Raw genomic sequence first — 23186 nt, 5'->3', positions numbered from 1 at the left:
GCCCTACTTCGTCGGGTCGGAGGGCCCCGGCGCCCCGGGCTCACCGGGCAGCGGCGGCTCCTCCGGCTTCGCGTCGATGCCGGCCTCCTTGCGCTGCGCCTCGGTGATCGGCGTCGGCGCGCCGGTCAGGGGGTCGAAACCGGCGCCGGTCTTCGGGAAGGCGATGACCTCGCGGATCGACTCCACCCCCGACAGCAGCGCCGACAGCCGGTCCCACCCCAGCGCGGCACCGGCGTGCGGCGGCGGGCCGTAGGCGAACGCCTCGAGGAAGAACCCGAACCGCTCGCGGGCCTCCTCGCGCGACATCCCCAGGGTCTCGAACACCCGCTCCTGCAGCTCGGCGTCGTGGATACGCACCGACCCGCTCATGACCTCGTTGCCGTTGATCACCATGTCGTAGGCGTCGGACAGCGCCGCGCCCTTGTCCTCGGCGAACCGGTCCCGCCACTCGGGGGTGGGCGAGGTGAAGGGGTGGTGCATGAACGTCCAGTCGCCGTCCTCGGTCTCCTCGAACATCGGGAAGTCGACGACGAACAGGAACGACCAGGTGCCGGGCTCGATCAGGTCGAGGCGCTTGGCGATCTCGTTGCGCGCGGCGCCGAGCAGTTCCTGGGAGGAGCGCCGGGCCCCGGCGGCGAAGAAGACGCAGTCGCCCGGCTTGGCACCGACGGCCTCGACGAGACCCTCGCGCTCGGCGTCGGAGATGTTCTTGGCCACCGGGCCGCCGAGCGTGCCGTCCTCGGCGATCGTCACGTAGGCCAGCCCGCGGGCACCGCGGGACTTGGCCCAGTCCTGCCAGGCGTCGAACGCCCGCCGGGGCTGCGACCCACCGCCGGGCATCACGACGGCGCCGACGTACGGCGCCTGGAAGACGCGGAACGGCGTGTCGGCGAAGTAGGAGGTCAGCTCGGTCAGCTCGACGCCGAACCGCAGGTCCGGCTTGTCCGAGCCGAACCGGTCCATCGCCTCGCGGTAGGTCATCCGCGGGATCTCGGGGATCTCGTACGACGCCAGCTCCCGCCACAGCGAGCGGACGACGTCCTCGGCGATCGCGAGCACGTCGTCGCGCTCGACGAAGCTCATCTCGAAGTCCAGCTGGGTGAACTCCGGCTGCCGGTCGGCGCGGAAATCCTCGTCCCGGAAGCAGCGGGCGATCTGGTAGTAGCGCTCCAGCCCACCGATCATCAGCAGCTGCTTGAACAGCTGCGGCGACTGCGGCAGCGCGTACCACTTGCCCTGCTGCAGCCGCACCGGCACGAGGAAGTCCCGGGCGCCCTCGGGCGTGGAACGGGTGAGGTTCGGCGTCTCCACCTCGACGAAACCGTGCTCCGCCATCACGCCGCGGGCGATGCGGCTGATCTCCGAGCGCAGCCGGATAGCCCGCGCCGGACCCTGACGGCGCAGGTCGAGGTAGCGGTACCGGTAGCGGACGTCGTCGCTGGCGGCCTGGTCGGTCTCGATCGGGAACGGCAGCGGCGCCGACGTCGACAGCACCCGCAGCTCGGAGGTGGCCACCTCGATCTCGCCGGTGGGCAGCTCGGGGTTCTCGTTGCCCTCGGGCCGCCGGCGCACCTCGCCGGTGACGAGCACGCAGTACTCGTTGCGCAGGTGGTGGGCCTCCTCCTCGCGGACGACGACCTGCACGTAGCCGGAGGCGTCGCGCAGGTCGAGGAAGACCACGCCGCCGTGGTCGCGGCGGCGGGCGACCCAGCCGGCGAGGGTGACGGTGGTGCCGGCGTCGGACGCACGCAGCGTTCCGGCGTCGTGGGTGCGGAGCACGTCGGGCCTTTCGGTGGAGCGGAAGGAGGGGGTGGCTTACCAGCGGTCGTGCACGTGGGCGCGGATGCGCTCGTCGTACACCCGCTCGAGGTCGGCGAGCTGGGCGTCCGACAGCGGCGCCATGGTGGCTGCGGCGACGTTGCCGCGCACCTGGGTGACGTTGCGCGCCCCCGGGATGACGGTGGTGACGCCGGGCTGGTCGATCACCCAGCGCAGCGCGAACGCCGCGGTGGGCACGGCGTCGCCGGCGATCTCGGCCACCTCGCGGGCGGCCGCGACACCGACGTCGAAAGGCACGCCGGCGAAGGTCTCGCCCACGTCGAAGGCCTCGCCGTGCCGGTTGAAGTTCCGGTGGTCGTTCTCCGGGAACGTCGTCGACTCGTCGTACTTGCCGCTGAGCAGGCCGCTGGCCAGCGGAACGCGGGCCAGGATGCCCACGCCGGCGTCGGCAGCCGCGGGCAGCAGCTCCTCCAGCGGCTTGCGCCGGAAGATGTTCAGGATGACCTGGATGGTGGCCACCCCCTCGCGCTGCAGCGCGGTGAGACCCTCGGCCACCGTCTCGACCGAGACGCCGTAGGCCGCGATCGAGCCGTCCGCCACGAACCCGTCGAGGGCGTCGTAGACGCGCTGGTCGGAGTAGACGGCGGTCGGCGGGCAGTGCAGCTGGACCAGGTCGAGGGTGTCCACGCCCAGGTTCCGGCGCGACCGGTCGATCCACGCGCGCAGGTTCTCGGGCGTGTACTGCTCCGCGGTGAAGGGGTCGGCACGGCGGCCGGCCTTGGTGGCGACGAACGGCCGGTCGGCCCGGGGCGCGAGCGCCTTGCGGATGCGCTCCTCCGAGCGGCCGTCGCCGTAGACGTCGGCGGTGTCGAGCAGGGTCACCCCGGCGTCGAGCGCGGCGTCGAGGACCTCGGCGGCGGTGTCCTCGTCGACGTCGCCCCAGTCACCGCCGAGCTGCCACGTGCCCAGCCCGATCACGCTGACGTCGGCCCCGGTCTTCCCGAGCGGTCGCTGCTCCATCGAAGAAGTCACCCCTCCACACTCGCACGCACCCGGTCGAACAGCTCACCCACGGGGACGGCGACCTGCTCACCTGTGCGCATGTCCTTGAGCTGGCCCACGCCGTCGGCGAGGTCCCGCTCCCCGATGACGACGACGTGCGAGGCACCCGACCGGTCGGCGGCCTTCATCGCGCCCTTGAGGCCGCGGTCGCCGTAGACCGTGTCGGCCGCGACCCCGGCGGCGCGTAGCTGACCGACCAGCCGCACGGCCACCCGCTTCGCCTCGGCGCCCAGCGGGACCACGAACGCCTGCACGCCCGCGACCGCGCCGACGTCGAGCCCCTCGGCCTGGACGGCCAGCAGGGTGCGGTCCACCCCGACGGCGTAGCCGATGCCGGATACGTCGGGGCCGCCGAGCGCGGCCGAGAGCCCGTCGTAGCGCCCCCCGCCGCCGATGGCCGACTGCGCGCCGAGGCCGTTGTGCACGAACTCGAACGTCGTCTTCGTGTAGTAGTCCAGCCCGCGCACCAGCCGCGGCGCCTCGGTCCAGGTCACGCCGAGGTCGGTGAGGTGCTGGCGGACGGCGTCGTAGTGCGCCTTCGTGGTGTCCGACAGGTGGTCGACCATCAGCGGGGCCTCGTCGAGCTGGGCCTGCACCTCGGGCCGCTTGTCGTCGAGCACCCGCAGCGGGTTGATCGCCGCCCGGCGCCGGGTCTCCTCGTCGAGGTCGAGCTTCGCCAGGTAGGCCACCAGCAGCTCGCGGTACTGCGGCCGGCAGGTGGCGTCCCCCAGCGAGGTCAGCAGCAGCTCGAAGTCGGTGAGCCCGAGGTCGCGGAACCCCTGCACGCCCAGCGCCACCACCTCGGCGTCCAGCGCGGGGTCGTCGACGCCGAGCGCCTCCATGTCCACCTGGGTGAAGTGCCGGTAGCGGCCGGCCTGCGGCCGCTCGTAGCGGAAGGCCGAGCCGACGGTCCACAGCTTCGCCGGCAGTGCGGCGGCGTGCAGCCGGTGCTCGATGAACGCCCGCATGAGCCCGGCGGTCAGCTCGGGGCGCAGGGTCAGCGACCGGCCGCCCCGGTCCTCGAACGTGTACATCTCCTTGGTCACGACGTCGGTGGACTCACCGACCCCGCGGGAGAAGACGGCGGTCTCCTCGAACACCGGCGTCTCGACGTACCCGTAGCCGGCCCGGCGCAGCGGCGCGGTCAGCGCGTCCCGGACGGCGAGGAACCGTGCCGAGTCCGGCGGCAGCGTGTCGAAGGTGCCCTTCGGGGCGGTCAGCCCGCTCACAGCCCGCGCCCCTTCGGCGCCTGCGCGGCCTCGGCCAGGTAGGGGTTGGTCGCCCGCTCCCGACCGATCGTGGTCGCCGGGCCGTGGCCGGGCAGCACCACGGTCTCGTCGTCCAGCGGCAGCACGACGTCGCGCAGCGAGCGCAGCATCGCGTCCCACGAGCCGCCCGGCAGGTCGACGCGGCCCACCGAGCCGGCGAACAGCACGTCACCGGCGAGCAGCCCGGGCGCTTCACCGAGGTCGAGGGAGAACATCACCGAGCCCTGGGTGTGCCCGGGCGCGTGCCGGACGGTGAGATCCACCCCGGCCAGCGACAGCACCGCGCCGTCGTCCAACGTGCGCACCTCCGACGGGTCCGGGAGCCGGACCCCCGTGATCAGCGGCGCCAGCTGCGGCCCGTGCCAGCGCACCGGGTCGGAGAGCATCCCGAAGTCGTCGGGGTGCAGGTAGGCGGGGATGTCGTAGCCGTCGCACACCGGCAGCACCGAGAAGGTGTGGTCCAGGTGCCCGTGGGTCAGCACGACCGCGACCGGCTTGAGACCGTCGTCGGCGAGCATGCGGGCCAGGGGCTCGACGGCGTCCATGCCCGGGTCGACGACGACGCACTCCTGGCCCGGCCCGGAGGCGACGGCGTAGCAGTTGGTGCCGAACGCGCCGGCGGGGAACGAGCGGATGAGCACCCGTGCAGGTTACGCGGGGCTCCCCGCCGCACCCGGCGCTGCCAGGGATCGCCCAGCCCCGGCACCTAGACTCGCACCCCGACCAGCGCCGCCGCCCGCCGCACCCGGCCGTGCACCGCGCCCCGTCCGCCGAGGAGTCCGCCCCCGTGCCCACGAACAAGCAGCGCCGGGAAGCCGCGCAGCGCCACCTGCAGCGCCAGCTGGAGCGCCGCACCGAGCAGGCGAAGAAGCGCCGCCGCAACCTGGGGCTGCTGCTCACCGCGATCGCCGTCGTCGCGATCGTGGGCGCCGCGCTGCTCATCACCAACGTGTTCGGCGGGGACGACGAGACCGACGACCTGGCGGCCGACCCGACGACCCCGGCGGCCACCTCGTCAGCGGCGCGCACCACCAACGCCGACGGCACCGTCACCTGCGAGTACCTGCCCGACGAGTCGGGGAACACCAACCTGACCGACGTCGGGACGCCGCCGAACCCGGAGGCCACCCCCACGCAGGGCACCGCCACCCTCCTGATGAGCACGAACCAGGGGGATCTCACCCTCACGCTGGACCGGGCGCAGGCCCCGTGCGCGGCGGCGAGCTTCGTGTACCTGACCGAGCAGGGCTTCTACGACGACACCTCCTGCCACCGGCTGGTGAACGCCGAGACGTTCGGGGTGCTGCAGTGCGGCGACCCGACCGGCACCGGCGCCGGCGGCCCGAGCTACAAGTACGCCGAGGAGGTCACCCCGGACACCACGTACCCGCGGGGCACCGTCGCCATGGCGAAGACCGCCGCGCCCAACAGCACGGGCGGTCAGTTCTTCCTGACCTTCGTCGACACCGAGCTGCCGCCGGAGTACACCGTGGTCGGCTCGATCGACGAGGCGGGGCTGGCCGTGCTCGACGAGGTGGCCGCCGGTGGGGTCCAGGGCGCGGACGGCCCCGGCGACGGCGCGCCGAACATCCCGGTGACGATCGAGGACATGGCCGTCGTCGGCTGAGGCGCGACGCCGCCGTCGGGCGCCGGCACGTCCTGGCTCACCTGGTGGGGTCCTGGCTCAGCGTCGACAGTGAGCCAGGACCCCGGACGATCAGGTGACCTGATCATCGGGGGGCGGCCCGGTCCGGCGGTCGCCGTGCGGGCTGCGGCTACGCGGTGACGCGCTCGACGTCGAAGACGCCGTCCACGTTGCGCACCGTCTGCAGCACCGCGCCCAGGTGCGCCGGGTCCGCCAGCTCGAAGGTGAACCGGCTGATGGCCACGCGGTCGCGGCTGGTCTGCACCGACGCCGAGAGGATGTTGACCCGCTCGTCGGCCAGCGCCTTGGTCACGTCGGAGAGCAGCCGGTGCCGGTCGAGGGCCTCCACCTGGATGGCCACGAGGAACACCGACCCCGGCGACGACGCCCACTCGACCTCGACCAGACGTTCAGGCTTGCTGCGCAGGTCCCCGGCGTTGGTGCAGTCGGTCCGGTGCACGCTCACGCCGCCGCCGCGGGTCACGAACCCAAGGACGTCGTCGCCGGGGACCGGGGTGCAGCACTTGGCGAGCTTGGCCCAGACGTCGGTCATGCCGTGCACGACGATGCCCGGGTCGCCACCGGCCGAGCGGCGCGCCACCGGCCGGCGGGTGGGGATCGCGGTCTCGGCGATGTCCTCGGTCGCGCCCTCGCTGCCGCCGAGCGCGGCCATGAGCTTCTCGACCACGGAGGCCGCGGAGAGCTGGTTCTCCCCCACCGCGGCGTAGAGGGCGGTGACGTCGGCGAACCGCAGGTCCTTGGCCAGCGTCGACAGCGCCTCGCCGCCGAGCAGCCGCTGCAGCGGTAGCCCGGCCTTGCGCATCGCGCGGGTCAGCGACTCCTTGCCGGCGTCGACGGCGTCCTCGCGGCGCTCCTTGGTGAACCACTGGCGGATCTTGGTGCGGGCGCGGGAGGAGCCGACGAAGGTCAGCCAGTCCTTCGAGGGGCCGGCCGTGGGCGACTTCGAGGTGAAGATCTCGACGACGTCGCCGTTGCTGAGCTTGCTGTCGAGCGACACGAGCGAGCCGTTCACGCGGGCGCCGATGGTGCGGTAGCCGACCTCGGTGTGCACCGCGAAGGCGAAGTCGACGGGCGTGGAGTCCCCGGGCAGGCTCACCACGTCGCCCTTGGGCGTGAAGACGAAGACCTCCTGCGGCCCCAGGTCGTAGCGCAGGGTCTCGAGGAACTCCCCCGGCTCCTGGGCCTCCCGCTGCCAGTCCAGCAGCTGGCGCAGCCACAGCATGTCGTCGGGCGAGCCGGCCTTGGGCGGCGCACCGCTCTCCCCCGCGGCCGGCTTGCCCCCGGCGCGGGCCTTCTCCTTGTACTTCCAGTGCGCCGCGATGCCGTACTCGGCGGTGCGGTGCATGTCGTGGGTGCGGATCTGCAGCTCGACCGGCTTGCCCTGCGGCCCGATGACGGTCGTGTGCAGCGACTGGTACATGTTGAACTTCGGCATCGCCACGAAGTCCTTGAAGCGGCCCGGCACCGGCTGCCAGTGGGCGTGCATGATGCCGAGCGCGGCGTAGCAGTCGCGCACCGAGTCGACCAGGATGCGGATGCCGACGAGGTCCCAGATGTCGGTGAAGTCCCGGCCGCGGACGATCATCTTCTGGTAGATCGAGTAGTAGTGCTTCGGCCGCCCGGTGACGACCGCGTCGATCTTGGCCGCCTTCAGCTGCTCGGTCACCGACGCGGCGACCTCGGCCAGGTAGGTGTCGCGGGAGGGGGCCCGCTCCGCCACCAGCCGCACGATCTCGTCGTAGCGCTTGGGGTAGAGCGTGGCGAACGCGAGGTCCTCCAGCTCCCACTTGATCGTGTTCATGCCCAGCCGGTGGGCCAGCGGGGCGAGGATCTCGAGCGTCTCGCGCGCCTTCTTCTCCTGCTTCTCGGGCGGGAGGAAGCGCAGCGTGCGCATGTTGTGCAGCCGGTCGGCCAGCTTGATGACCAGCACCCGCGGGTCGCGGGACATCGCCACGATCATCTTGCGGATCGTCTCGGCCTGGGCGGCGTCACCCAGCTTCACCTTGTCGATCTTGGTGACCCCGTCGACCAGGTGGGCGACCTCCGAGCCGAAGTCGGTGGTGATCGTCTCCAGGGTGACGCCGGTGTCCTCGACCGTGTCGTGCAGCAGCGCCGCGATCAGGGTGGTCGTGTCCATCCCGAGGCCGGCCAGGATGGTGGCGACGGCGAGCGGGTGGGTGATGTAGGGGTCGCCGCTCTTGCGCTTCTGGCTGCTGTGCGCGGTCTCGGCGACGTCGTAGGCGCGTTGCAGCAGCGCCAGGTCGGCCTTGGGGTGGCTCTGCCGGTGCAGCGACGCCAGTGGCTCGAGCACGGGGCGCACCAGGCCGCTGCGCTGCCCGGCGACGATCCGCCGGGCGAGGCGGTCGCGCACCCGCCGGCGGGGGGTGCCGAGGTCGGCGTCGGGCGGGTCGGCGCCGACGTCGTCGGGACGGCGGACCGCGGGCCGCTCGGGCAGCGGGCTGCGGACCGGCGCCTCACCCACCGCATCGGCGACGGCCCCACCGGGCCGCGCCACAGCCGCGTCGGCGGCTACTTCGGAGGCCACGGGCGACTCCTGCGGCTGGCAGAGGGGGGACCCCCACCATGCTAGCCGGACCACGCCCGCCGCCGCCCGGGCGGCGAGCGGGTTCTCCCTCGGTCAGGTGGTCCAGAGTGCGTGCACCGGGTGCGGTGCCAGGAGGGCCCGCCCTCCGAGGGCCGCCAGCTCGACGACCACCGAGATCGCCGCCACCACGCCGCCGAGCTGCTCGACCAGCGCCACGGCGGCGCCGAGCGTGCCGCCGGTGGCGAGCACGTCGTCGACGAGCAGCACCCGCTGACCGGGGCGCACCGAGTCCGCGTGCAGCTCCAGCGTCGCCGTCCCGTACTCCAGGGTGTAGTCGGCTGACACCCGCTCGCGCGGCAGCTTGCCCGCCTTGCGGATGGGCACCATGCCCACCCCGGCGTCGAGCGCCACCGCCGCGGCCAGCAGGAACCCGCGCGCCTCCACCCCGGCGACGACGTCGAACGGCCGCGGACCGGACCCGTGCGGCGCCGCCAGCCCGTCGACCATGCGCCGGAAGGCGGGCCCGTCGGCGAAGACCGGGGTCAGGTCGCGGAAGACGATGCCCGGTTCCGGGTGGTCGGGGACGTCGACGGTGAGGGAGGCGATGAGCTCGTCGAGCGGCTGCTCGACCGGCGCCGCGCTCACCGGCGCCGCTTGCCCGACGGCCGGCTGGACCCGGGGCGCTGCGGGCGGGCACCCGGCCGCGGGGCGGCGCTGGCGCCCCGTGGCGCGTCCGGCCGCACCGACGGCGGCGACTCGACGACGACGTCGGCGGTGACGGCACCGGGCAGCTCGGAGGCCGCGGCCGCGCCGGTGCTCCGGCGCCGGCGGGCACTGGCCACGGGACCGGCCGGGACGGCGGCGCCGTCGGCCCGCGCGGCCGAGGAGCGCCTGGCCAGCACCCGCCGGCGCAGCGCCTGCTGGGCCGGCTCGCGCTCCTTGAGGTCGGCGACGATCGGCGTGGCGAGCACGATCGACGAGTAGGTACCGGCGGCCAGGCCCACGAAGAGCACGAGGGCCAGGTCCTTGAGGGTGCCCACGCCGAGCAGGCCGGCACCCACGAAGAGCAGGCCGGCGACCGGGAGCAGCGCGATGACCGAGGTGTTGATCGACCGCATCAACGTCTGGTTGACGGCGAGGTTGGCCGCCTCGCCCCAGGTCATGCGGGCGCTGCGCTCCAGGTCGCGGGTGTTCTCGTCGACCTTGTCGAACACGACGACGGTGTCGTACAGGGAGAAGCCGAGGATCGTGAGGAAGCCGATGACCGTCGACGGCGTGACCTCGAAGCCGACCAGGGCGTACACCCCGGCGGTGACGACGATGTCGTGCACGAGCGCGGCCATGGCGCCGACGGCCATCTTCGGCTGGAAGCGCACGGCGAGGAAGAGCACGACGGCGACGAGGAAGACCGCCAGCGCCACGAGCGCCTGGTCGGTGATGTCCTGGCCCCACTCCGCGCTGACCGACTCCGGGCTGACCTGCTGCGGGGCGATGCCGACGGCCTCGGCCATCTCCTCCACCACGGCGCGCTCGGTCTCGTTGTCCAGCTGCGAGGTGCGGATGAGCAGCGTGTTGCCGCCGACGACCTGGGCGGAGGCGACATCGGCGCCGGCGTCCTCCGCGGCGGCGCGCGCCTCCTGCAGCTGCTGCTCGGTGCCGGGCAGCCGGAAGCTGTTACCGCCCTCGAAGTCGATGCCGAAGTTGAACCCGCGGAAGACCATCGAGAGCAGGCACAGCAGCACCACGACCGCGGTGATCCGGTAGATCAGGCGGCTGCGACCGACGACGTCCAGGCCGGCCTCGCCGTTGTAGAGCCGGTGGGCCAGTCCGCCGCGTCCGCCGCGTCCGCCGGGCGCGGCCGGGGTGGCGGCGTCGTCGTCGCTGCCCGGGTCCTGGGGGAGCCCGGCGTCGGCGAGCGCCTCCTCGCCGGTGCTCACCGGCGGCTGCTCGGAGGTCGGCTCGGCCGGGTCCGTCGGGCGGGTCATGAGGTGCTCCTGTCCTGCCGGCCGCCGACCGCGGCGGTGGCACCGACGAGTTCCCGCGCCGGTGCGGCGGGGCCCGTGCGACGGGTGTGCTCCACCCGGCCGAGGCCCGAGAACCGGTTCTTGCCGAAGTTCTTGAACCGGGAGAGCACGGCCATGAGCGGGTGGGTGAAGAGGAAGACGACGACGAGGTCGAGCACCGTCGACATGCCGAGGGTGAAGGCGAAGCCCTTCACGTCGCCGATGGCGAGCAGGTACAGGATCGCCGCGGCCAGGAAGCTGACCGCGTCCGCGGACAGGATGGTGCGCCGCGCCCGGACCCAGGCCCGGGGAACCGCCGACCGCAGCGACCGGCCCTCGCGGATCTCGTCCTTGAGCCGCTCGAAGTACACGACGAAGGAGTCGGCGGTGATGCCGATCGAGACGATGAACCCGGCGATGCCGGCGAGGCTGAGGGTGAAGCCGATCTCCCGCCCCAGCAGGATCAGGCAGGCGTAGACGACCACCGCCGAGAGGATCAGGCTGGCGATCATGACGAGGCCGAGCAGCCGGTAGTAGACCAGCGCGTACACGAAGACCAGCGCGATGCCGAGGGCGCCCGCGATGAGGCCTGCCTCCAGCTGCTCCTCGCCGAGCTCGGTGGAGATCGACTGGGCGGTGGCCTGGGTGAAGGTCAGCGGCAGGGCGCCGTACCGGAGCTGGTTGGCCAGCTCGGTGGCCGACTCCTGGTCGAAGCTGCCCTGGATGGTGGTCTGGCCGTTGATGGCGCCCTGGATGGTGGGCGCGGAGACGACCCGGCCGTCCAGGGTGAAGGCCACGTTCGACCCCACGTTGGCCGCGGTGTAGTTGGCCCACGTCTCCCGCCCGCCGGACCGGAAGTCCAGCAGGACGATCCAGCTGCCGTCGGTCGGGTCGGTGGCGGCGTTGGCGTCGTCGATCTCGGTGCCCTCGATGATCGTGGGGCCGAGCAGGTACTTGACGGTGCCGTCCTCGCTGCACGCGGCCACGAAGTCCTCGGGCCGGGTCACCTCGCCCAGCAGCTCCTCCGCGTCGCAGGTCAGCGTCGCGAACTCGGCGGCGGCCTCCTCCTGCGTGACGGCGGGGGCGTCCGGGTCGGGCAGCGTGGGGTCGGCGACGGCGCCGTCGCCGGTCGCCGGGTCCTCCGCCGCGTCGCCGGTGTCCTCCGCGGCGCTCCCGTCGGCCGTCTCCCCCTCGGTCGCCTCGGCGTCGGTGCCGGGCTCCTCCTCGGCGGGGCCGGCGGGGGCCACCTCCAACACGGGCCGGAAGCGCAGCTGCGCCGTGGCACCGAGCTCCCGGGCCTGTTCGCCGTCGTCCCCGGGCACCGAGATGATGATGTTGGAGTCGCCCTCGGTGACCACCGAGGCCTCGGCGACGCCGAGGCCGTTCACCCGCTGCTCGATGATCCGCCGGGCCAGCTCCAGGTCCTCCTGGGCCGGCGCCTGGCCGTCGGGGGTGCGGGCGGTCAGGGTCACCGTCGTGCCGCCGCGCAGGTCGAGGCCGAGCTGCGGCGTCCGGGTGTCCCCGGTGAAGAAGACCAGCCCGTAGAGCAGGGCGACGATCAGCACGAACGCGCCGAAGTAGCGCCCCGCGGGGAGGGTGCGGTTGGCCACGGAGGTCCCCCGGGTCAGACGGTGCCGTCGGCCGGGCGCGCGGGGTCCTCGTCGGACGGCGCGGTCCCGGCCGGGCGGCGGACCTCGAGGATCGCCTGGCGGGCGAAGGTCGCCACGACACCCGGCGCGATCTCGAGGTCGATGGTGGTCTCACCGACCCCGGCCACCGTGCCGTGCATGCCGCTGGTCGTCATGACCGGGGTGCCGACGGTCAGGGAGGCCAGCAGAGCCGCGTGCTGCTCCTGCATCTTCTTGCGCTGTCGCGCGGGCAGCACGAACAGCACGACGGCCAGCAGGGCCAGCATGATCAGCGGGAAGTACTCCACGACAGGTGTGCCTCTCTTCCGCGACTGGTTGCTCGCGGTGGGTGCGGCCCGGGACGGGACCGCTCGGGTGCATCGGTTGCCGTACGCACGGCGACCAGGCGGGACGCGCACGGCCCGGCCTGCGAGTTGCGCGCCAGCGTCCGGGAGTCTAGGCGTCGAACAGGGTCTCTGACGACGACCCCGGTGCCTGTGGGTCTGCTGTGACCCGGCCGAGCGCGCCGCCGCCGGCCGGCAGCGGCCGGCCGAGGTGCGCCCAGGCGGCCTCGGTCGCGACCCGCCCGCGCGGCGTGCGGGCCAGCAGCCCGGCGCGCACCAGGAACGGCTCGCACACCTCCTCGACCGTGTGCGGCTCCTCGCCGACGGCCACCGCCAGGGTGGCGACGCCGACCGGCCCGCCACCGAACTTGCCGACCAGCGCGTCCAGCACCTCCCGGTCCAGCCGGTCCAGGCCCAGGTGGTCGACGTCGTACAGGGCCAGCGCGGCCTCGGCGACCTCGCGGGTCACCCGGCCGTCGGCCTCCACCTCGGCGTAGTCGCGCACCCGGCGCAGCAGCCGGTTGGCGATGCGCGGGGTCCCGCGGGAGCGCCCCGCGATCTCCGCCGATCCCTCGTCGGTCAGCTCCACCCCGAGCAGCGCCGCGCTGCGGGCCAGCACCCGCTGCAGGTCGGCCGGCTCGTAGAACTCCATCTGGCCGACGAAGCCGAACCGGTCCCGCAGCGGGCCGGTGAGCAGCCCGGCGCGGGTGGTGGCGCCGACCAGCGTGAACGGGTTGATCTCCAGCGGGATCGCCGTCGCCCCGGGGCCCTTGCCGACGACGACGTCGACCCGGAAGTCCTCCATCGCCATGTAGAGCAGTTCCTCGGCGGGGCGGGCGATGCGGTGGATCTCGTCGATGAAGAGGACGTCGCCGGGGGCCAGGTTCGAGAGCATCGCGGCGAGGTCGCCGGACCGCTCGATCGCCGGCCCGCTGGTGATCTTCACCGAGGTGCCCAGCTCGGAGCCGATGATCAGCGCCAGGCTGGTCTTCCCCAGCCCGGGCGGGCCGGAGAGCAGGACGTGGTCGGGCGTGCGGCCACGGCGGCGCGCCCCCTCGAGCACCAGGGCCAGCTGGCGGGCGACCTTGGGCTGGCCGATGAAGTCGTCGAGCGAGTGCGGGCGCAGCGCCGACTCGACGACCCGCTCCTCGTCCCCCGCCTGCGGCGACACCGACCACTCCGGCGCCGCCTCGGCGGCCAGCTCACCGGTCAGCGACCGGTCGAACGGCGCGGTCACGACCTACCCAACAGCTGGAGCGCCCGCCGCAGCAGCACCGCGACCTCCACGCTCCCCGTCGCCGCGAGCTGCTCGTCGGCCACCGGGGCCAGCTGGGCGACCGCCCCCTCGGCCTCCTTGCCGCTCCACCCCAGCCCGACGAGGGCCGAGGTGAGCTGGTCCCGCCACGGGGCCACCGGCGTGACCGCCGGCAGCCCGGCGGGCGCCGGCGCGTCCAGCGAGGTGTCGGTGCTGGTCGAGCCGAGGCGGTCGCGCAGCTCGAGGATGAGCCGCTCGGCCCCCTTCTTGCCGATGCCGGGGACCTGCATGAGCGCCTTGACGTCGGCCATCGAGACGGCGCGGCGGACCTCCCGCGGCGGGTGGATGGCCAGCACCGCCTGGGCCAGCCGCGGCCCGACGCCGTTCGCCGTCTGCAGCAGCTCGAACAGCTGGCGCTCGTCGTCGTCGGCGAAGCCGTAGAGGGTGAGCGAGTCCTCGCGCACGACCAGGCTGGTGGCCAGCCGGGCGGCCTCCCCCACCTGCAGCCGGGCGATCGTCCCCGGGGTGCACTGCACCGCCAGGCCGATCCCGCCGACCTCGACGACGGCGCCGTCGGGCCCCACCGCGGCCACCCGGCCGTGCACGCTGGCGATCATCGGGCCGCCACCCCCGTCCACCGGGGCAGCGTGCCGGTGGACCGCACCGGCGCGCCGATCCCGCCGGCGATCGCGGCGGTCCGCAGCCGCTGCTGCGCCGGGCCGCGCCACGCGTGGCAGACCGCCAGCGCCAGGGCGTCGGCGGCGTCGGCCGGCTTGGGGGCGGTGGCGAGCCCCAGGACCCGGGTGACCATGAGGGTGACCTGCTCCTTGTCCGCGCGGCCGTTGCCCGAGATCGCCGCCTTCACCTCGCTGGGCGTGTGCCAGGCGACCGGGCGGTCGGCCTGGGCGGCGGCCAGCGCGGCGACGCCCGCCGCCTGCGCCGTGCCCGTCGCCGTGCCCTTGTTGTTCTGGGTGAACACCCGCTCGATCGCCACGACGTCGGGACGGTGCTCGCGCAACAGCGCCGTGACGGCGGTGTGCAGCTCGAGCAGCCGCAGCTCGAGGTCGAGCTCGGCCATGGTGCGGACCACGCCGACGCCGACCACCGTCGGCCGCGCCCCCGGGCGCCCGTCGACCACGCCCCACCCGCACCGGGTGAGGCCCGGGTCGATACCGAGCACCCGCATCGTCACGCTCCCGTCAGCCGAACTGGTGTTCGACCGAGGCTAACCGCAGCCCCCGACCGGACCCCGTCAACACGCCAGGTGATCTGACGAATCGGCACCGGGGTCCTTCTAGGCGTCGGCGGTGACCTTCTCCATGACGTCGTCGGGCACCTCGTAGTTGGCGTAGACGTTCTGCACGTCGTCGAGGTCCTCGAGGGCGTCGATGAGCTTGAAGACCTTGGTCGCCCCGTCCTCGTCGAGCTCCACCTGGACGCTGGGCAGGAAGCCGGCGTCGGCCGAGTCGTACTCGATACCGGCCTCCTGCAGCGCGGTGCGCACGGCCACCAGGTCACCGGGCTCGCAGATGACCTCGAGCGTGTCGCCCAGGTCGCGCACCTCCTCGGCGCCGGCGTCCAGCACCGCCATCAGCACGCTGTCCTCGTCGACGTCGCCGGACTTCGGCACCACGACCACGCCCTTGCGGGAGAAGAGGTAGGAGACGGAGCCGGGGTCGGCCATCGACCCGCCGTTGCGGGTCATGGCGGTGCGGACCTCCATGGCCGAGCGGTTCTTGTTGTCGGTGAGGCACTCGATGAGCACCGCGACACCGCCGGCCGCGTAGCCCTCGTAGGTGATGCCCTGGTAGTCGACGCCACCGGCCTCGGCGCCCGATCCGCGCTTGACCGCGCGGTCGATGTTGTCGTTGGGCACCGAGCTCTTCTTCGCCTTCTGGATGGCGTCGAAGAGCGTCGGGTTGCCGGCGGGGTCACCGCCGCCCGTGCGGGCGGCGACCTCGATGTTCTTGATCAGCTTGGCGAAGAGCTTGCCGCGCTTGGCGTCGATCCCGGCCTTCTTGTGCTTGGTCGTCGCCCACTTGGAGTGGCCGCTCACGGCTCTCCCCTCTCTGCGTCGGCCAGGTGAGCGCGCACGATGTCGACGAACAGCGCGTGCACCCGGCGGTCCCCGGTCAGCTCGGGGTGGAAGCTGGTGGCCACCACGTCGCCCTGGCGGACCGCGACGATCCTACCGTCGGCCGCACCGCCCACGACCCGCCCGAGGACCTGCACCCCCGGGCCGGCCTCCTCCACCCACGGCGCGCGGATGAAGACGGCGTGCAGCGGGCCCCCGCCGAGCCCGTCCAGCTCGACCCGGGTCTCGAAGGAGTCGGCCTGCCGGCCGAAGGCGTTCCGCCGGACGGTCACGTCCAGCCCGCCGACGGTCGGCTGCCCCGGCGGGGCGCCGACCAGCCGGTCGGCGAGCAGGATCATGCCCGCGCAGGTCCCGTAGGCGGGCAGCCCCGCGCGCACCGCCGCGCGCAGCGGCTCGAGCAGACCGAACCGCCCGGCCAGGGTCCCCATCGTCGTCGACTCCCCGCCGGGGACGACGATCCCGTCGACGCCGGCCAGCTCCTCCGGCCGGCGCACCGGCCGCGGCTCGGCCCCCTCGGCCCGCAGCACCGCGAGGTGCTCGCGGACGTCGCCCTGCAGCGCCAGCACCCCGATGACGGGGGCGGTCACCACCCGCGGGTGGCGTAGCGCTCGGCCGCCGGCAGCGTCGAGACGTCGATCCCGACCATCGGCTCGCCCAGCCCGCGCGAGACCTTGGCGATCACGTCGGGGTCGTCGGAGAACGTCGTCGCCTGCACGATGGCCGCCGCCCGCTGCGCCGGGTCGCCGGACTTGAAGATGCCCGAGCCGACGAACACGCCCTCGGCGCCCAGCTGCATCATCATCGCCGCGTCGGCCGGGGTGGCGATGCCACCGGCGGTGAACAGCACCACCGGCAGCTTGCCGAGCCGGGCCACCTCGGCCACCAGGTCGTACGGCGCCCGCAGCTCCTTGGCGGCCACGAAGAGCTCGCTCTCGTCGAGGGTGCCCAGCGCCTTGATGCCGGCCCGGATCGACCGCATGTGCCGGGTGGCCTCCACGACGTTGCCGGTGCCGGCCTCGCCCTTGGACCGGATCATCGCCGCGCCCTCGGAGATGCGCCGCAGCGCCTCGCCGAGGTCGGTGGCGCCGCAGACGAACGGCACGGTGAACGCGTGCTTGTCGATGTGGTGCGCCTCGTCCGCGGGGGTGAGCACCTCGGACTCGTCGATGTAGTCCACACCGAGGGACTGCAGCACCTGCGCCTCGACGAAGTGGCCGATGCGGGCCTTGGCCATCACGGGGATGGAGACGGCGTCGACGATCCCCTGGACCATGTCCGGGTCGCTCATCCGCGCGATGCCGCCCTGGGCGCGGATGTCGGCCGGCACCCGCTCCAGCGCCATCACCGCCACGGCGCCGGCGTCCTCGGCGATCCGGGCCTGCTCCGGCGTGACGACGTCCATGATGACGCCGCCCTTGAGCTGCTCGGCCATGCCGCGCTTCACGCGGTCGGTACCGGTCCGGGCGACGGACGGGTCGGGCTGCGTCGTCACAGGTTTCCGCCTTGGGGTCGAGAACGGGGGTCCCCCACCCTACGGGCGTCAGCCGGCGAGGCGGCCGGCCACGTCGGCGTCCTTGGTCACGTCGCCCAGGCGGTCGTCGATGTCGAAGTAGCGCGGCAGCGGGCGCGTGCGGTGCAGGCCCGCCCAACGGGGGAAGCGCCGGCCGCGCAGCTCGCGGGTGTCGCGCACGGCGTCGTTGTAGAACCGGCGGGCCAGGGCGACCCGCGTCTGGGTGCCCGCCAGGTCCGCGCGCAGCGCCGCGGGGACGCCCGGCAGGCCGGGCGGCAGCTCGCGCAGCTGGTGCCCGAGCGCGTTCTCCGCCAGCTCGCGGTCCCCCGCGTCGCGGGCCGCGCGCGCCTCCGCTGCGTGCGACACCAGGCCGAGCCGGACCTCGGCGGCGAGGGCCGCTGGGTGGTGGCGGGCCAGCTCCTCGGCGAGCCCGGCGCGGCGCTGCAGCTGGGCGTCCAGCGTCGCCCAGGCCCGGTCGACCCGGGCGTCCAGCCGCCGCAGCCGGGTGAGCGTCCAGCCGGTCCAGACCACCAGGAGCAGGAGCACTCCGGCGGCGAGCAGCAACCAGGCCAGGGACGTCACGGTCCCCGAGGCTAGCGGCGCGGCCGCCGTATGCGGGGAGGTCCGGCCGCGGTGCCTGTCGGCGGCACGCCGGGGAACTCGTCCTCGGGCGCCGCGGTCACCACGCCGCCGCCGGGCGGCAGGACGGTCTCGTACACCGCCAGGACGCGGCGGGCGAGCACCTGCCAGTCGTAGCGCGCGGCCACCTGGGAGCCGCGCGCGGCGAGCTCGGCGCGCCGGGCGGGGTCGGCGAGCAGGTCCGCGAGCGCCCGGCCGAGCGCGGCCGGGTCGTCGCGTCGCACCACGACTCCCGCGGCCCCGTCGTCCAGCACCCGGACGAACGCGTCCAGGTCGCTGGCGACGACGGGCGCCCCGGCGGCCATCGCCTCGATGAGGATCACGCCGAACGACTCACCGAGCAGGTTGGGTGCGCAGTAGACGTCCACGCTCCGCAGCAGCGCCGCCTTGTCCGCCTCCGAGACCTCCCCGAGCAGGGTCACGTGCGGCCGCAGCTCGGTGCCCACCATGGACCACAGCTGGTCGGCGTCACCGCGTCCGGCGATGAGCAGCCGCACCGCCGGGTGGGTCCGGACGACGGTGCGCAGCGCCGCCAGCAGCACCGGCAGCCCCTTGCGGGGCTCGTCGAACCGCCCGACGAAGCCGATGGTGGGCGGGGCGCCCGTCCCCCGGCCGTAGCCGGGCAGCGGCGGCCCGTCGGCGAAGAACGGCACGTGCACGCCGTTGGGGATGATGACGGCGTCGCCCCCCAGGTGCTCGACCTGCACGCGCCGGGCGAAGTCGGAGACGGCGATCCGGCCGCTGATCTTCTCCAGCCAGGGCCGCGTCATGGGGCCGACGGCGGCCAGCCACTTGGAGCGGGTCGTCGCCGCGTGGAAGGTCGCCACGATCGGCCCGGTCGCGATCATGCAGACCAGCAGGGACACCGACGGGGTCGCCGGCTCGTGCACGTGGACGACGTCGAACCGGCCCTCCCGGAGCCAGCGGCGCACCCGCGCGGCCGACACGGGGCCGAACTGGAGGCTCGCCATCGAGCCGTTGTACGGGACCGGGACGGTGCGGCCGGCGAAGGTGACGAAGGGGTCGGTGACCGACTCCTCGTGCTGCGCGGGCGTGAGCACCTCCACGTGGTGGCCCATCCCGCGCAGCGTCACGGCGAAATCGCGCACGTGGTACTGGACACCACCGGGGACGTCCCAGCGGTAGGGGCAGACCAGGCCGATGCGCATCAGTCCGCGCCCCCCCGGCCGGGCGCGACCGGATCGGCCGGCACGTCGGGCCAGATCCGGCCGAGCATGTGCCAGTCCTCGGGACGCTCGGCGATCCCGGCGGCGAACACGTCGGCCACCTGCTGCATCGCCGTCCCCACCCGGTCGGCGAGCCGGCCGGGACCCCGGACCGGCACCTCGGGCGAGATGCACATCCGCCACCCGGTCGCGGTGAACTGGCAGACCGCCGGCACGAGGGCGGCACCGGTGCGCTCGGCCAGCAGCGCTGCGCCACCGGGCATGGTGGCCGCCCGGCCGAAGAACGTCACCGGGACACCGCCGGCACCGAGGTTGCGGTCGACCAGCAGGCAGGCCACGCCGCCGTCGGCCAGCCACTCGCGCAGGACCTCCGAGCTCGGCCGCTCCCCACCGGTGAGCGGCACCACCCGGAAGCCCAGGGACTCGCGGTAGTCGAGGAACCGCCGGTACAGCGACTCGGGGCGCAGCCGCTCGGCGACGGTCATGAAGGGGCCGTCCAGCCAATCGGTGAACCAGGCGCCGGCCGCGTCCCAGTTGCCGCTGTGCGGCAGGGCGGCGATCACCCCGCGCCCCTCGGCGCGGGCGCGCGCGATGTGCTCGATCCCGGGGACCACGCTGTCGCGCCGGATCCGCTCCGCGGTCAGCGTCGGCAGCCGGAAGGCCTCCTGCCAGTAGCGGGCGTAGGACCGCATCGCCCGGCGGGTCAGCTCCGCGAGCTCCGGCTCGGACAGCCGCCCGCCGGTCACCACCCGCAGGTTGGCGCGCAGCTGGCGGACGCCCCGGCCGTCGCGACCGGCGGCCCACTCCCCCGCCCGGTCGAACAGTGACCGCGCGGCCGGCTCCGGGAGCATGCGCACCGCCCGCCACCCCGCTGCGTACCCCGCGTCGGACAGCCGACCGGCCAGCCGCTCCCGAGCGCCGCTCACGGTTCGATCCGCCGTCCGTCCGCGGACCGCTTCACCGTCAGCACCCGCTGGGCCACCGTGACGGCGCTGCCGGCCAGCAGCACCCACAACGCCACGTGGACGGCGTACGGGATGCCCAGCCCGGTGAAGCCGGTGCCGGTCAGCACCAGGATCAGCCGCTCCGTCCGCTCGACGACGCCGACGTCGCAGGACAGCCCCATCCCCTCGGCCCGCGCCTTGATGTAGGAGGTGAGGACGCCCAGCACCAGGCAGAGCAGCGCGAGCAGGACGAGGAGCCGGTTGTCCCCGCTCCCGGCGAACCACCAGATCAGCGCGCCGAAGATTGCGGCGTCGGCGGCGCGGTCACCGGTGGAGTCCAGCACGGCACCGAAGACCGAGCCGCCGCCGCGCAGGCGGGCCAGCGCGCCGTCGAGCATGTCCAGCAGCACGAAGACCGTGACGGTGAACGCCCCCCAGAAGAGGTGCCCGGTCGCGATGAGCCCGGCGGCGCCGGCGATCGCCCCGACGGTCCCGGTGATCGTGACCATGTCCGGGGTGACCCCGAGCCGGGCCAGCCGCACGGCCAGCGGGTTGACCACCTTGGCCACCACGGGGCGGGCGTTGACGCCGAGCACTCAGGCCTCCGGGCTCGTGGCGTGGTGGTCCGCCCAGGCGGCGGCGAGCAGGGCGCGCGTCTCCCCCAGCACCTGCGGGAGCACGCGGGTGAGCCCGATGACCGGCATGAAGTTGGTGTCCCCGCCCCAACGCGGCACGGCGTGCTGGTGCAGGTGGTCGGCGATGCCGGCGCCGGCGACGGAACCCTGGTTCATCCCGATGTTGAAGCCGTGCGCACCGGTCACCGCCCGCACCACCCGCATCGCCGTCTGCGTGAAGGCGCCGAGCTCGGCGACCTCCGCCGGCGTGAGGTCGGTGTAGTCGGGCACGTGCCGGTACGGCACCAGCATGAGGTGGCCGGCGTTGTAGGGGTACAGGTTGAGGACGGCGAAGACCGTCTCCCCCCGCGCCACGACCAGCCCGGCGGCGTCCTCCAGGGTGGGGATGACGCAGAACGGGCAGTCGTGCGCGCCCGTCGGCTTCCCCTCCCCGCGGATGTAGGCCATGCGGTAGGGCGTCCACAGGTGCTCGAACACCGTCGCCGGACCGCCGTCGTCGGAGGAGACCGCCACCCGGTACGGCTCGTGCGGCTCTCCGGTCATCCGGGGACCGCCGCGGTGTCCGCCATCGGGTCGGCGTTGGTGCGGGCCGCGACCCAGGCCACGACGAACTCGACGGCGTCGTCGACCAGCACACCGTTGCGCTGGCTGCCGTCGCGGAAGCGGAAGGAGACCGCGCCGGCGTCGGCGTCGGTGGCCCCGGCGATGAGAACGAAGGGGACCTTCTGCTTGCTCGCCGTCCGGATCTTCTTCTGCATCCGGTCGTCGGAGTCGTCGATCTCCACCCGCAGGCCGCGGGCGCGCAGCTTCAGCGCGACGTCGGTGAGGTAGGGCACCTGCTCGTCGGTGACCGGGATGCCGACGACCTGGACCGGGGCCAGCCACGCCGGGAAGGCGCCCGCGTAGTGCTCGGTGAGGACGCCGAAGAAGCGCTCGATCGAGCCGAACTTCGCCGAGTGGATCATCACCGGCTGCTGCCGCCCGCCGTCGGCGGAGGTGTACTCGAGGCCGAACCGCGCGGGCTGGTTGAAGTCGTACTGGATCGTCGACATCTGCCAGGTGCGCCCGATGGCGTCCCGGGCCTGGACGGAGATCTTCGGCCCGTAGTAGGCCGCCCCGCCCGGATCGGGCACCAGTTCCAGGCCGGTCTCCTTCGCCGCCTCCTCGAGGACGGCGGTGGCGACCGCCCACTCCTCGTCGGACCCGATGAACTTGTCGGACGCGTCGCGGGTGGACAGCTCCAGGAAGTAGTCGTCCAGCCCGAAGTCGCGCAGGAGGCCCAGCACGAAGGACAGCAGGTGCCGGATCTCCCCGGGCGCCTGCTCGGGGGTGACGTAGCTGTGCGAGTCGTCCTGGGCGAAGCCCCGCACCCGGGTCAGGCCGTGCACGACGCCGGACTGCTCGTAGCGGTAGACCGAGCCGAACTCGAACAGGCGCAGCGGGAGCTCGCGGTAGGACCGCCCGCGCGACCGGAAGATCAGGTTGTGCATCGGGCAGTTCATGGCCTTGAGGTAGTACTTCGCGTTGTCCAGGTCCATGCCCGGGAACATGGTCTCCTCGTAGTACGGGAGGTGCCCGGAGGTCTCGAACAGCCCGCTCTTGCTGATGTGCGGGGTGCCGACGTAGTCGAAGCCCTCCTCCAGGTGCCGGCGCCGGACGTAGTCCTCCATCTCCCGCTTGATCACCCCGCCCTTGGGGTGGAAGACGGGCAGCCCGGAGCCGATCTCGTCCGGGAAGCTGAACAGGTCCAGCTCGACGCCGAGCCGGCGGTGGTCGCGTCGCTCGGCCTCGGCGAGGTGCTCCAGGTAGGCCTTGTGCGCCTCCTTGCTCTCCCAGGCGGTGCCGTAGACGCGCTGCAGCTGCGGGTTCTTCTCGCTGCCCCGCCAGTACGCCGCCGCGCTCCGGGTGAGGCTGAAGGCGGGGATGCTCGACGTCCGCGGCAGGTGCGGGCCGCGGCACAGGTCGGTCCAGACCCGCTCGCCCGACCGCGGGTCGAGGTTGTCGTACATCGTCAGCTGCGCGCCGCCGACCTCGACGTCGGCGCCCTCGGCCGCGGCCCCGACGTCGTCGCCGGCGCCGCCCTTCAGCCCGATGAGCTCGAGCTTGTACGGCTCGTGGGCGAGCTCGCCCTTGGCGTCGTCGTCGCTGATCTCGCGCCGGGCGAAGTACTGCCCGGCCTTCACGATCTCCTGCATGCGCTTCTCGAGCGCCTTCAGGTCCTCGGGGGTGAACGGCCGCTCGGGGTCGAAGTCGTAGTAGAAGCCGTTCTCGACCGGCGGGCCGATGCCCAGACGGGTGCCCGGGAAGAGGTCCTGCACCGCCTGGGCGAGCACGTGGGCGGCGGAGTGCCGGATGACCGCGCGCCCGTCGGCGCTGGACGCCGCGACGGCCTCGACCTCGGCGTCGGCGTCCGGGGCCCAGGCGAGATCCTTGAGGTTGCCGGTGGCCACGTCGCGGACGACGACGGCGCCGTCGGGGCCCTTGAGCGGGACGCCGGCGGCCTTGAGCGCGTCCTGGGCCGTCGTCCCGGCCGGCACCCGGATCGGTCCGACGGCGGTGGGCGAGGGCTGGGTGGACACGAGCATGCTCCAGGGGATCGAGGAACGGGCGCCCTGAGCCTAGTGCG

General features: G+C 73.7%; 22 protein-coding genes. 1 reads left to right on the top strand and 21 read right to left on the bottom strand.

Going from position 1 to position 23186, the window contains the following annotated elements:
- Positions 1-3 precede the first annotated feature (3 nt).
- Genes aspS through ACI8AP_RS07085 form a run of 4 tightly spaced genes read right to left on the bottom strand, consistent with a single transcriptional unit; the run spans position 4 to position 4750 of the window.
- Entirely contained in the window at positions 4-1779 is a 1776-nt protein-coding gene (aspS, locus tag ACI8AP_RS07100; protein WP_456588639.1) for an aspartate--tRNA ligase, read from the bottom strand.
- A 36-nt stretch (positions 1780-1815) separates the two neighbouring features.
- Entirely contained in the window at positions 1816-2799 is a 984-nt protein-coding gene (locus ACI8AP_RS07095) for an aldo/keto reductase (RefSeq protein ID WP_456588638.1), read from the bottom strand.
- Positions 2800-2807: 8 nt separating this feature from the next.
- The gene (hisS, locus tag ACI8AP_RS07090; RefSeq protein ID WP_456588637.1) at positions 2808-4070 is read right to left on the bottom strand and encodes a histidine--tRNA ligase; all 1263 of its coding nucleotides are present in this window, start codon (positions 4068-4070) and stop codon (positions 2808-2810) included.
- Positions 4067-4750, bottom strand: coding sequence for an MBL fold metallo-hydrolase (locus ACI8AP_RS07085; RefSeq protein WP_456588636.1), 684 nt, complete (start codon positions 4748-4750; stop codon positions 4067-4069). The genes hisS and ACI8AP_RS07085 overlap by 4 nt, the downstream gene beginning before the upstream one ends.
- 146 nt (positions 4751-4896) lie before the next feature.
- Here ACI8AP_RS07085 and ACI8AP_RS07080 point away from each other — a divergent pair, with 146 nt between their 5' ends.
- The gene (locus ACI8AP_RS07080; RefSeq protein ID WP_456588635.1) at positions 4897-5736 is read left to right on the top strand and encodes a peptidylprolyl isomerase; all 840 of its coding nucleotides are present in this window, start codon (positions 4897-4899) and stop codon (positions 5734-5736) included.
- A 148-nt stretch (positions 5737-5884) separates the two neighbouring features.
- Here ACI8AP_RS07080 and ACI8AP_RS07075 read toward each other — a convergent pair whose 3' ends face one another.
- The 17 genes from ACI8AP_RS07075 to thrS all read right to left on the bottom strand — a co-directional run bounded on the left by ACI8AP_RS07075 (position 5885) and on the right by thrS (position 23145).
- Complete coding sequence (locus tag ACI8AP_RS07075) at positions 5885-8320, bottom strand: RelA/SpoT family protein (RefSeq protein ID WP_456588634.1); 2436 nt, start codon at positions 8318-8320, stop codon at positions 5885-5887.
- 93 nt (positions 8321-8413) lie between these two features.
- On the bottom strand, positions 8414-8965 hold the full coding sequence (locus ACI8AP_RS07070) for an adenine phosphoribosyltransferase (RefSeq protein WP_456588633.1): 552 nt from the start codon (positions 8963-8965) through the stop codon (positions 8414-8416).
- Positions 8962-10305 (bottom strand): protein translocase subunit SecF, encoded by a 1344-nt coding sequence (gene secF, locus ACI8AP_RS07065; protein ID WP_456588632.1) that lies wholly within the window; start codon positions 10303-10305, stop codon positions 8962-8964. The genes ACI8AP_RS07070 and secF overlap by 4 nt, the downstream gene beginning before the upstream one ends.
- On the bottom strand, positions 10302-11933 hold the full coding sequence (gene secD / locus ACI8AP_RS07060) for a protein translocase subunit SecD (protein WP_456588631.1): 1632 nt from the start codon (positions 11931-11933) through the stop codon (positions 10302-10304). The genes secF and secD overlap by 4 nt, the downstream gene beginning before the upstream one ends.
- Before the next feature lie 14 nt (positions 11934-11947).
- On the bottom strand, positions 11948-12259 hold the full coding sequence (gene yajC / locus ACI8AP_RS07055; RefSeq protein ID WP_456588630.1) for a preprotein translocase subunit YajC: 312 nt from the start codon (positions 12257-12259) through the stop codon (positions 11948-11950).
- A 148-nt stretch (positions 12260-12407) separates the two neighbouring features.
- Positions 12408-13532 carry a Holliday junction branch migration DNA helicase RuvB gene (gene ruvB / locus ACI8AP_RS07050; protein WP_456588629.1) on the bottom strand — a complete coding sequence of 375 codons (1125 nt, stop codon included), beginning with the start codon at positions 13530-13532 and terminating at the stop codon, positions 12408-12410.
- Positions 13529-14188 (bottom strand): Holliday junction branch migration protein RuvA, encoded by a 660-nt coding sequence (gene ruvA, locus ACI8AP_RS07045; RefSeq protein WP_456588628.1) that lies wholly within the window; start codon positions 14186-14188, stop codon positions 13529-13531. The genes ruvB and ruvA overlap by 4 nt, the downstream gene beginning before the upstream one ends.
- Complete coding sequence (ruvC, locus tag ACI8AP_RS07040) at positions 14164-14736, bottom strand: crossover junction endodeoxyribonuclease RuvC (protein WP_456588627.1); 573 nt, start codon at positions 14734-14736, stop codon at positions 14164-14166. Before ruvC ends, ruvA begins: the two co-directional genes overlap by 25 nt.
- 108 nt (positions 14737-14844) lie before the next feature.
- Positions 14845-15606 (bottom strand): YebC/PmpR family DNA-binding transcriptional regulator, encoded by a 762-nt coding sequence (locus tag ACI8AP_RS07035; protein WP_456588626.1) that lies wholly within the window; start codon positions 15604-15606, stop codon positions 14845-14847.
- Complete coding sequence (gene pdxT / locus ACI8AP_RS07030) at positions 15603-16232, bottom strand: pyridoxal 5'-phosphate synthase glutaminase subunit PdxT (RefSeq protein WP_456588625.1); 630 nt, start codon at positions 16230-16232, stop codon at positions 15603-15605. The genes ACI8AP_RS07035 and pdxT overlap by 4 nt, the downstream gene beginning before the upstream one ends.
- Positions 16229-17137 (bottom strand): pyridoxal 5'-phosphate synthase lyase subunit PdxS, encoded by a 909-nt coding sequence (gene pdxS, locus ACI8AP_RS07025; RefSeq protein WP_456588624.1) that lies wholly within the window; start codon positions 17135-17137, stop codon positions 16229-16231. The genes pdxT and pdxS overlap by 4 nt, the downstream gene beginning before the upstream one ends.
- 48 nt (positions 17138-17185) lie before the next feature.
- The gene (locus ACI8AP_RS07020; RefSeq protein WP_456588623.1) at positions 17186-17737 is read right to left on the bottom strand and encodes a hypothetical protein; all 552 of its coding nucleotides are present in this window, start codon (positions 17735-17737) and stop codon (positions 17186-17188) included.
- Between the two features lie 11 nt (positions 17738-17748).
- Positions 17749-18963 (bottom strand): glycosyltransferase family 4 protein, encoded by a 1215-nt coding sequence (locus tag ACI8AP_RS07015; RefSeq protein WP_456588622.1) that lies wholly within the window; start codon positions 18961-18963, stop codon positions 17749-17751.
- Positions 18963-19907, bottom strand: a complete 945-nt coding sequence (locus ACI8AP_RS07010) for a phosphatidylinositol mannoside acyltransferase (RefSeq protein ID WP_456588621.1) — start codon at positions 19905-19907, stop codon at positions 18963-18965. Before ACI8AP_RS07010 ends, ACI8AP_RS07015 begins: the two co-directional genes overlap by 1 nt.
- A complete protein-coding gene (gene pgsA / locus ACI8AP_RS07005; RefSeq protein ID WP_456588620.1) occupies positions 19904-20521 on the bottom strand; it encodes a phosphatidylinositol phosphate synthase in 618 nt (205 codons plus the stop codon). Before pgsA ends, ACI8AP_RS07010 begins: the two co-directional genes overlap by 4 nt.
- Positions 20522-21103 (bottom strand): HIT family protein, encoded by a 582-nt coding sequence (locus ACI8AP_RS07000; RefSeq protein ID WP_456588619.1) that lies wholly within the window; start codon positions 21101-21103, stop codon positions 20522-20524.
- Positions 21100-23145 (bottom strand): threonine--tRNA ligase, encoded by a 2046-nt coding sequence (gene thrS, locus ACI8AP_RS06995; protein ID WP_456588618.1) that lies wholly within the window; start codon positions 23143-23145, stop codon positions 21100-21102. The genes ACI8AP_RS07000 and thrS overlap by 4 nt, the downstream gene beginning before the upstream one ends.
- Positions 23146-23186 lie beyond the last annotated feature (41 nt).

The sequence above is a fragment of the Blastococcus sp. SYSU DS1021 genome (genome assembly GCF_054050995.1).
Note: the sequence above shows the minus strand (reverse complement) of the source record. Positions and strands in the feature narration are given on the sequence as shown.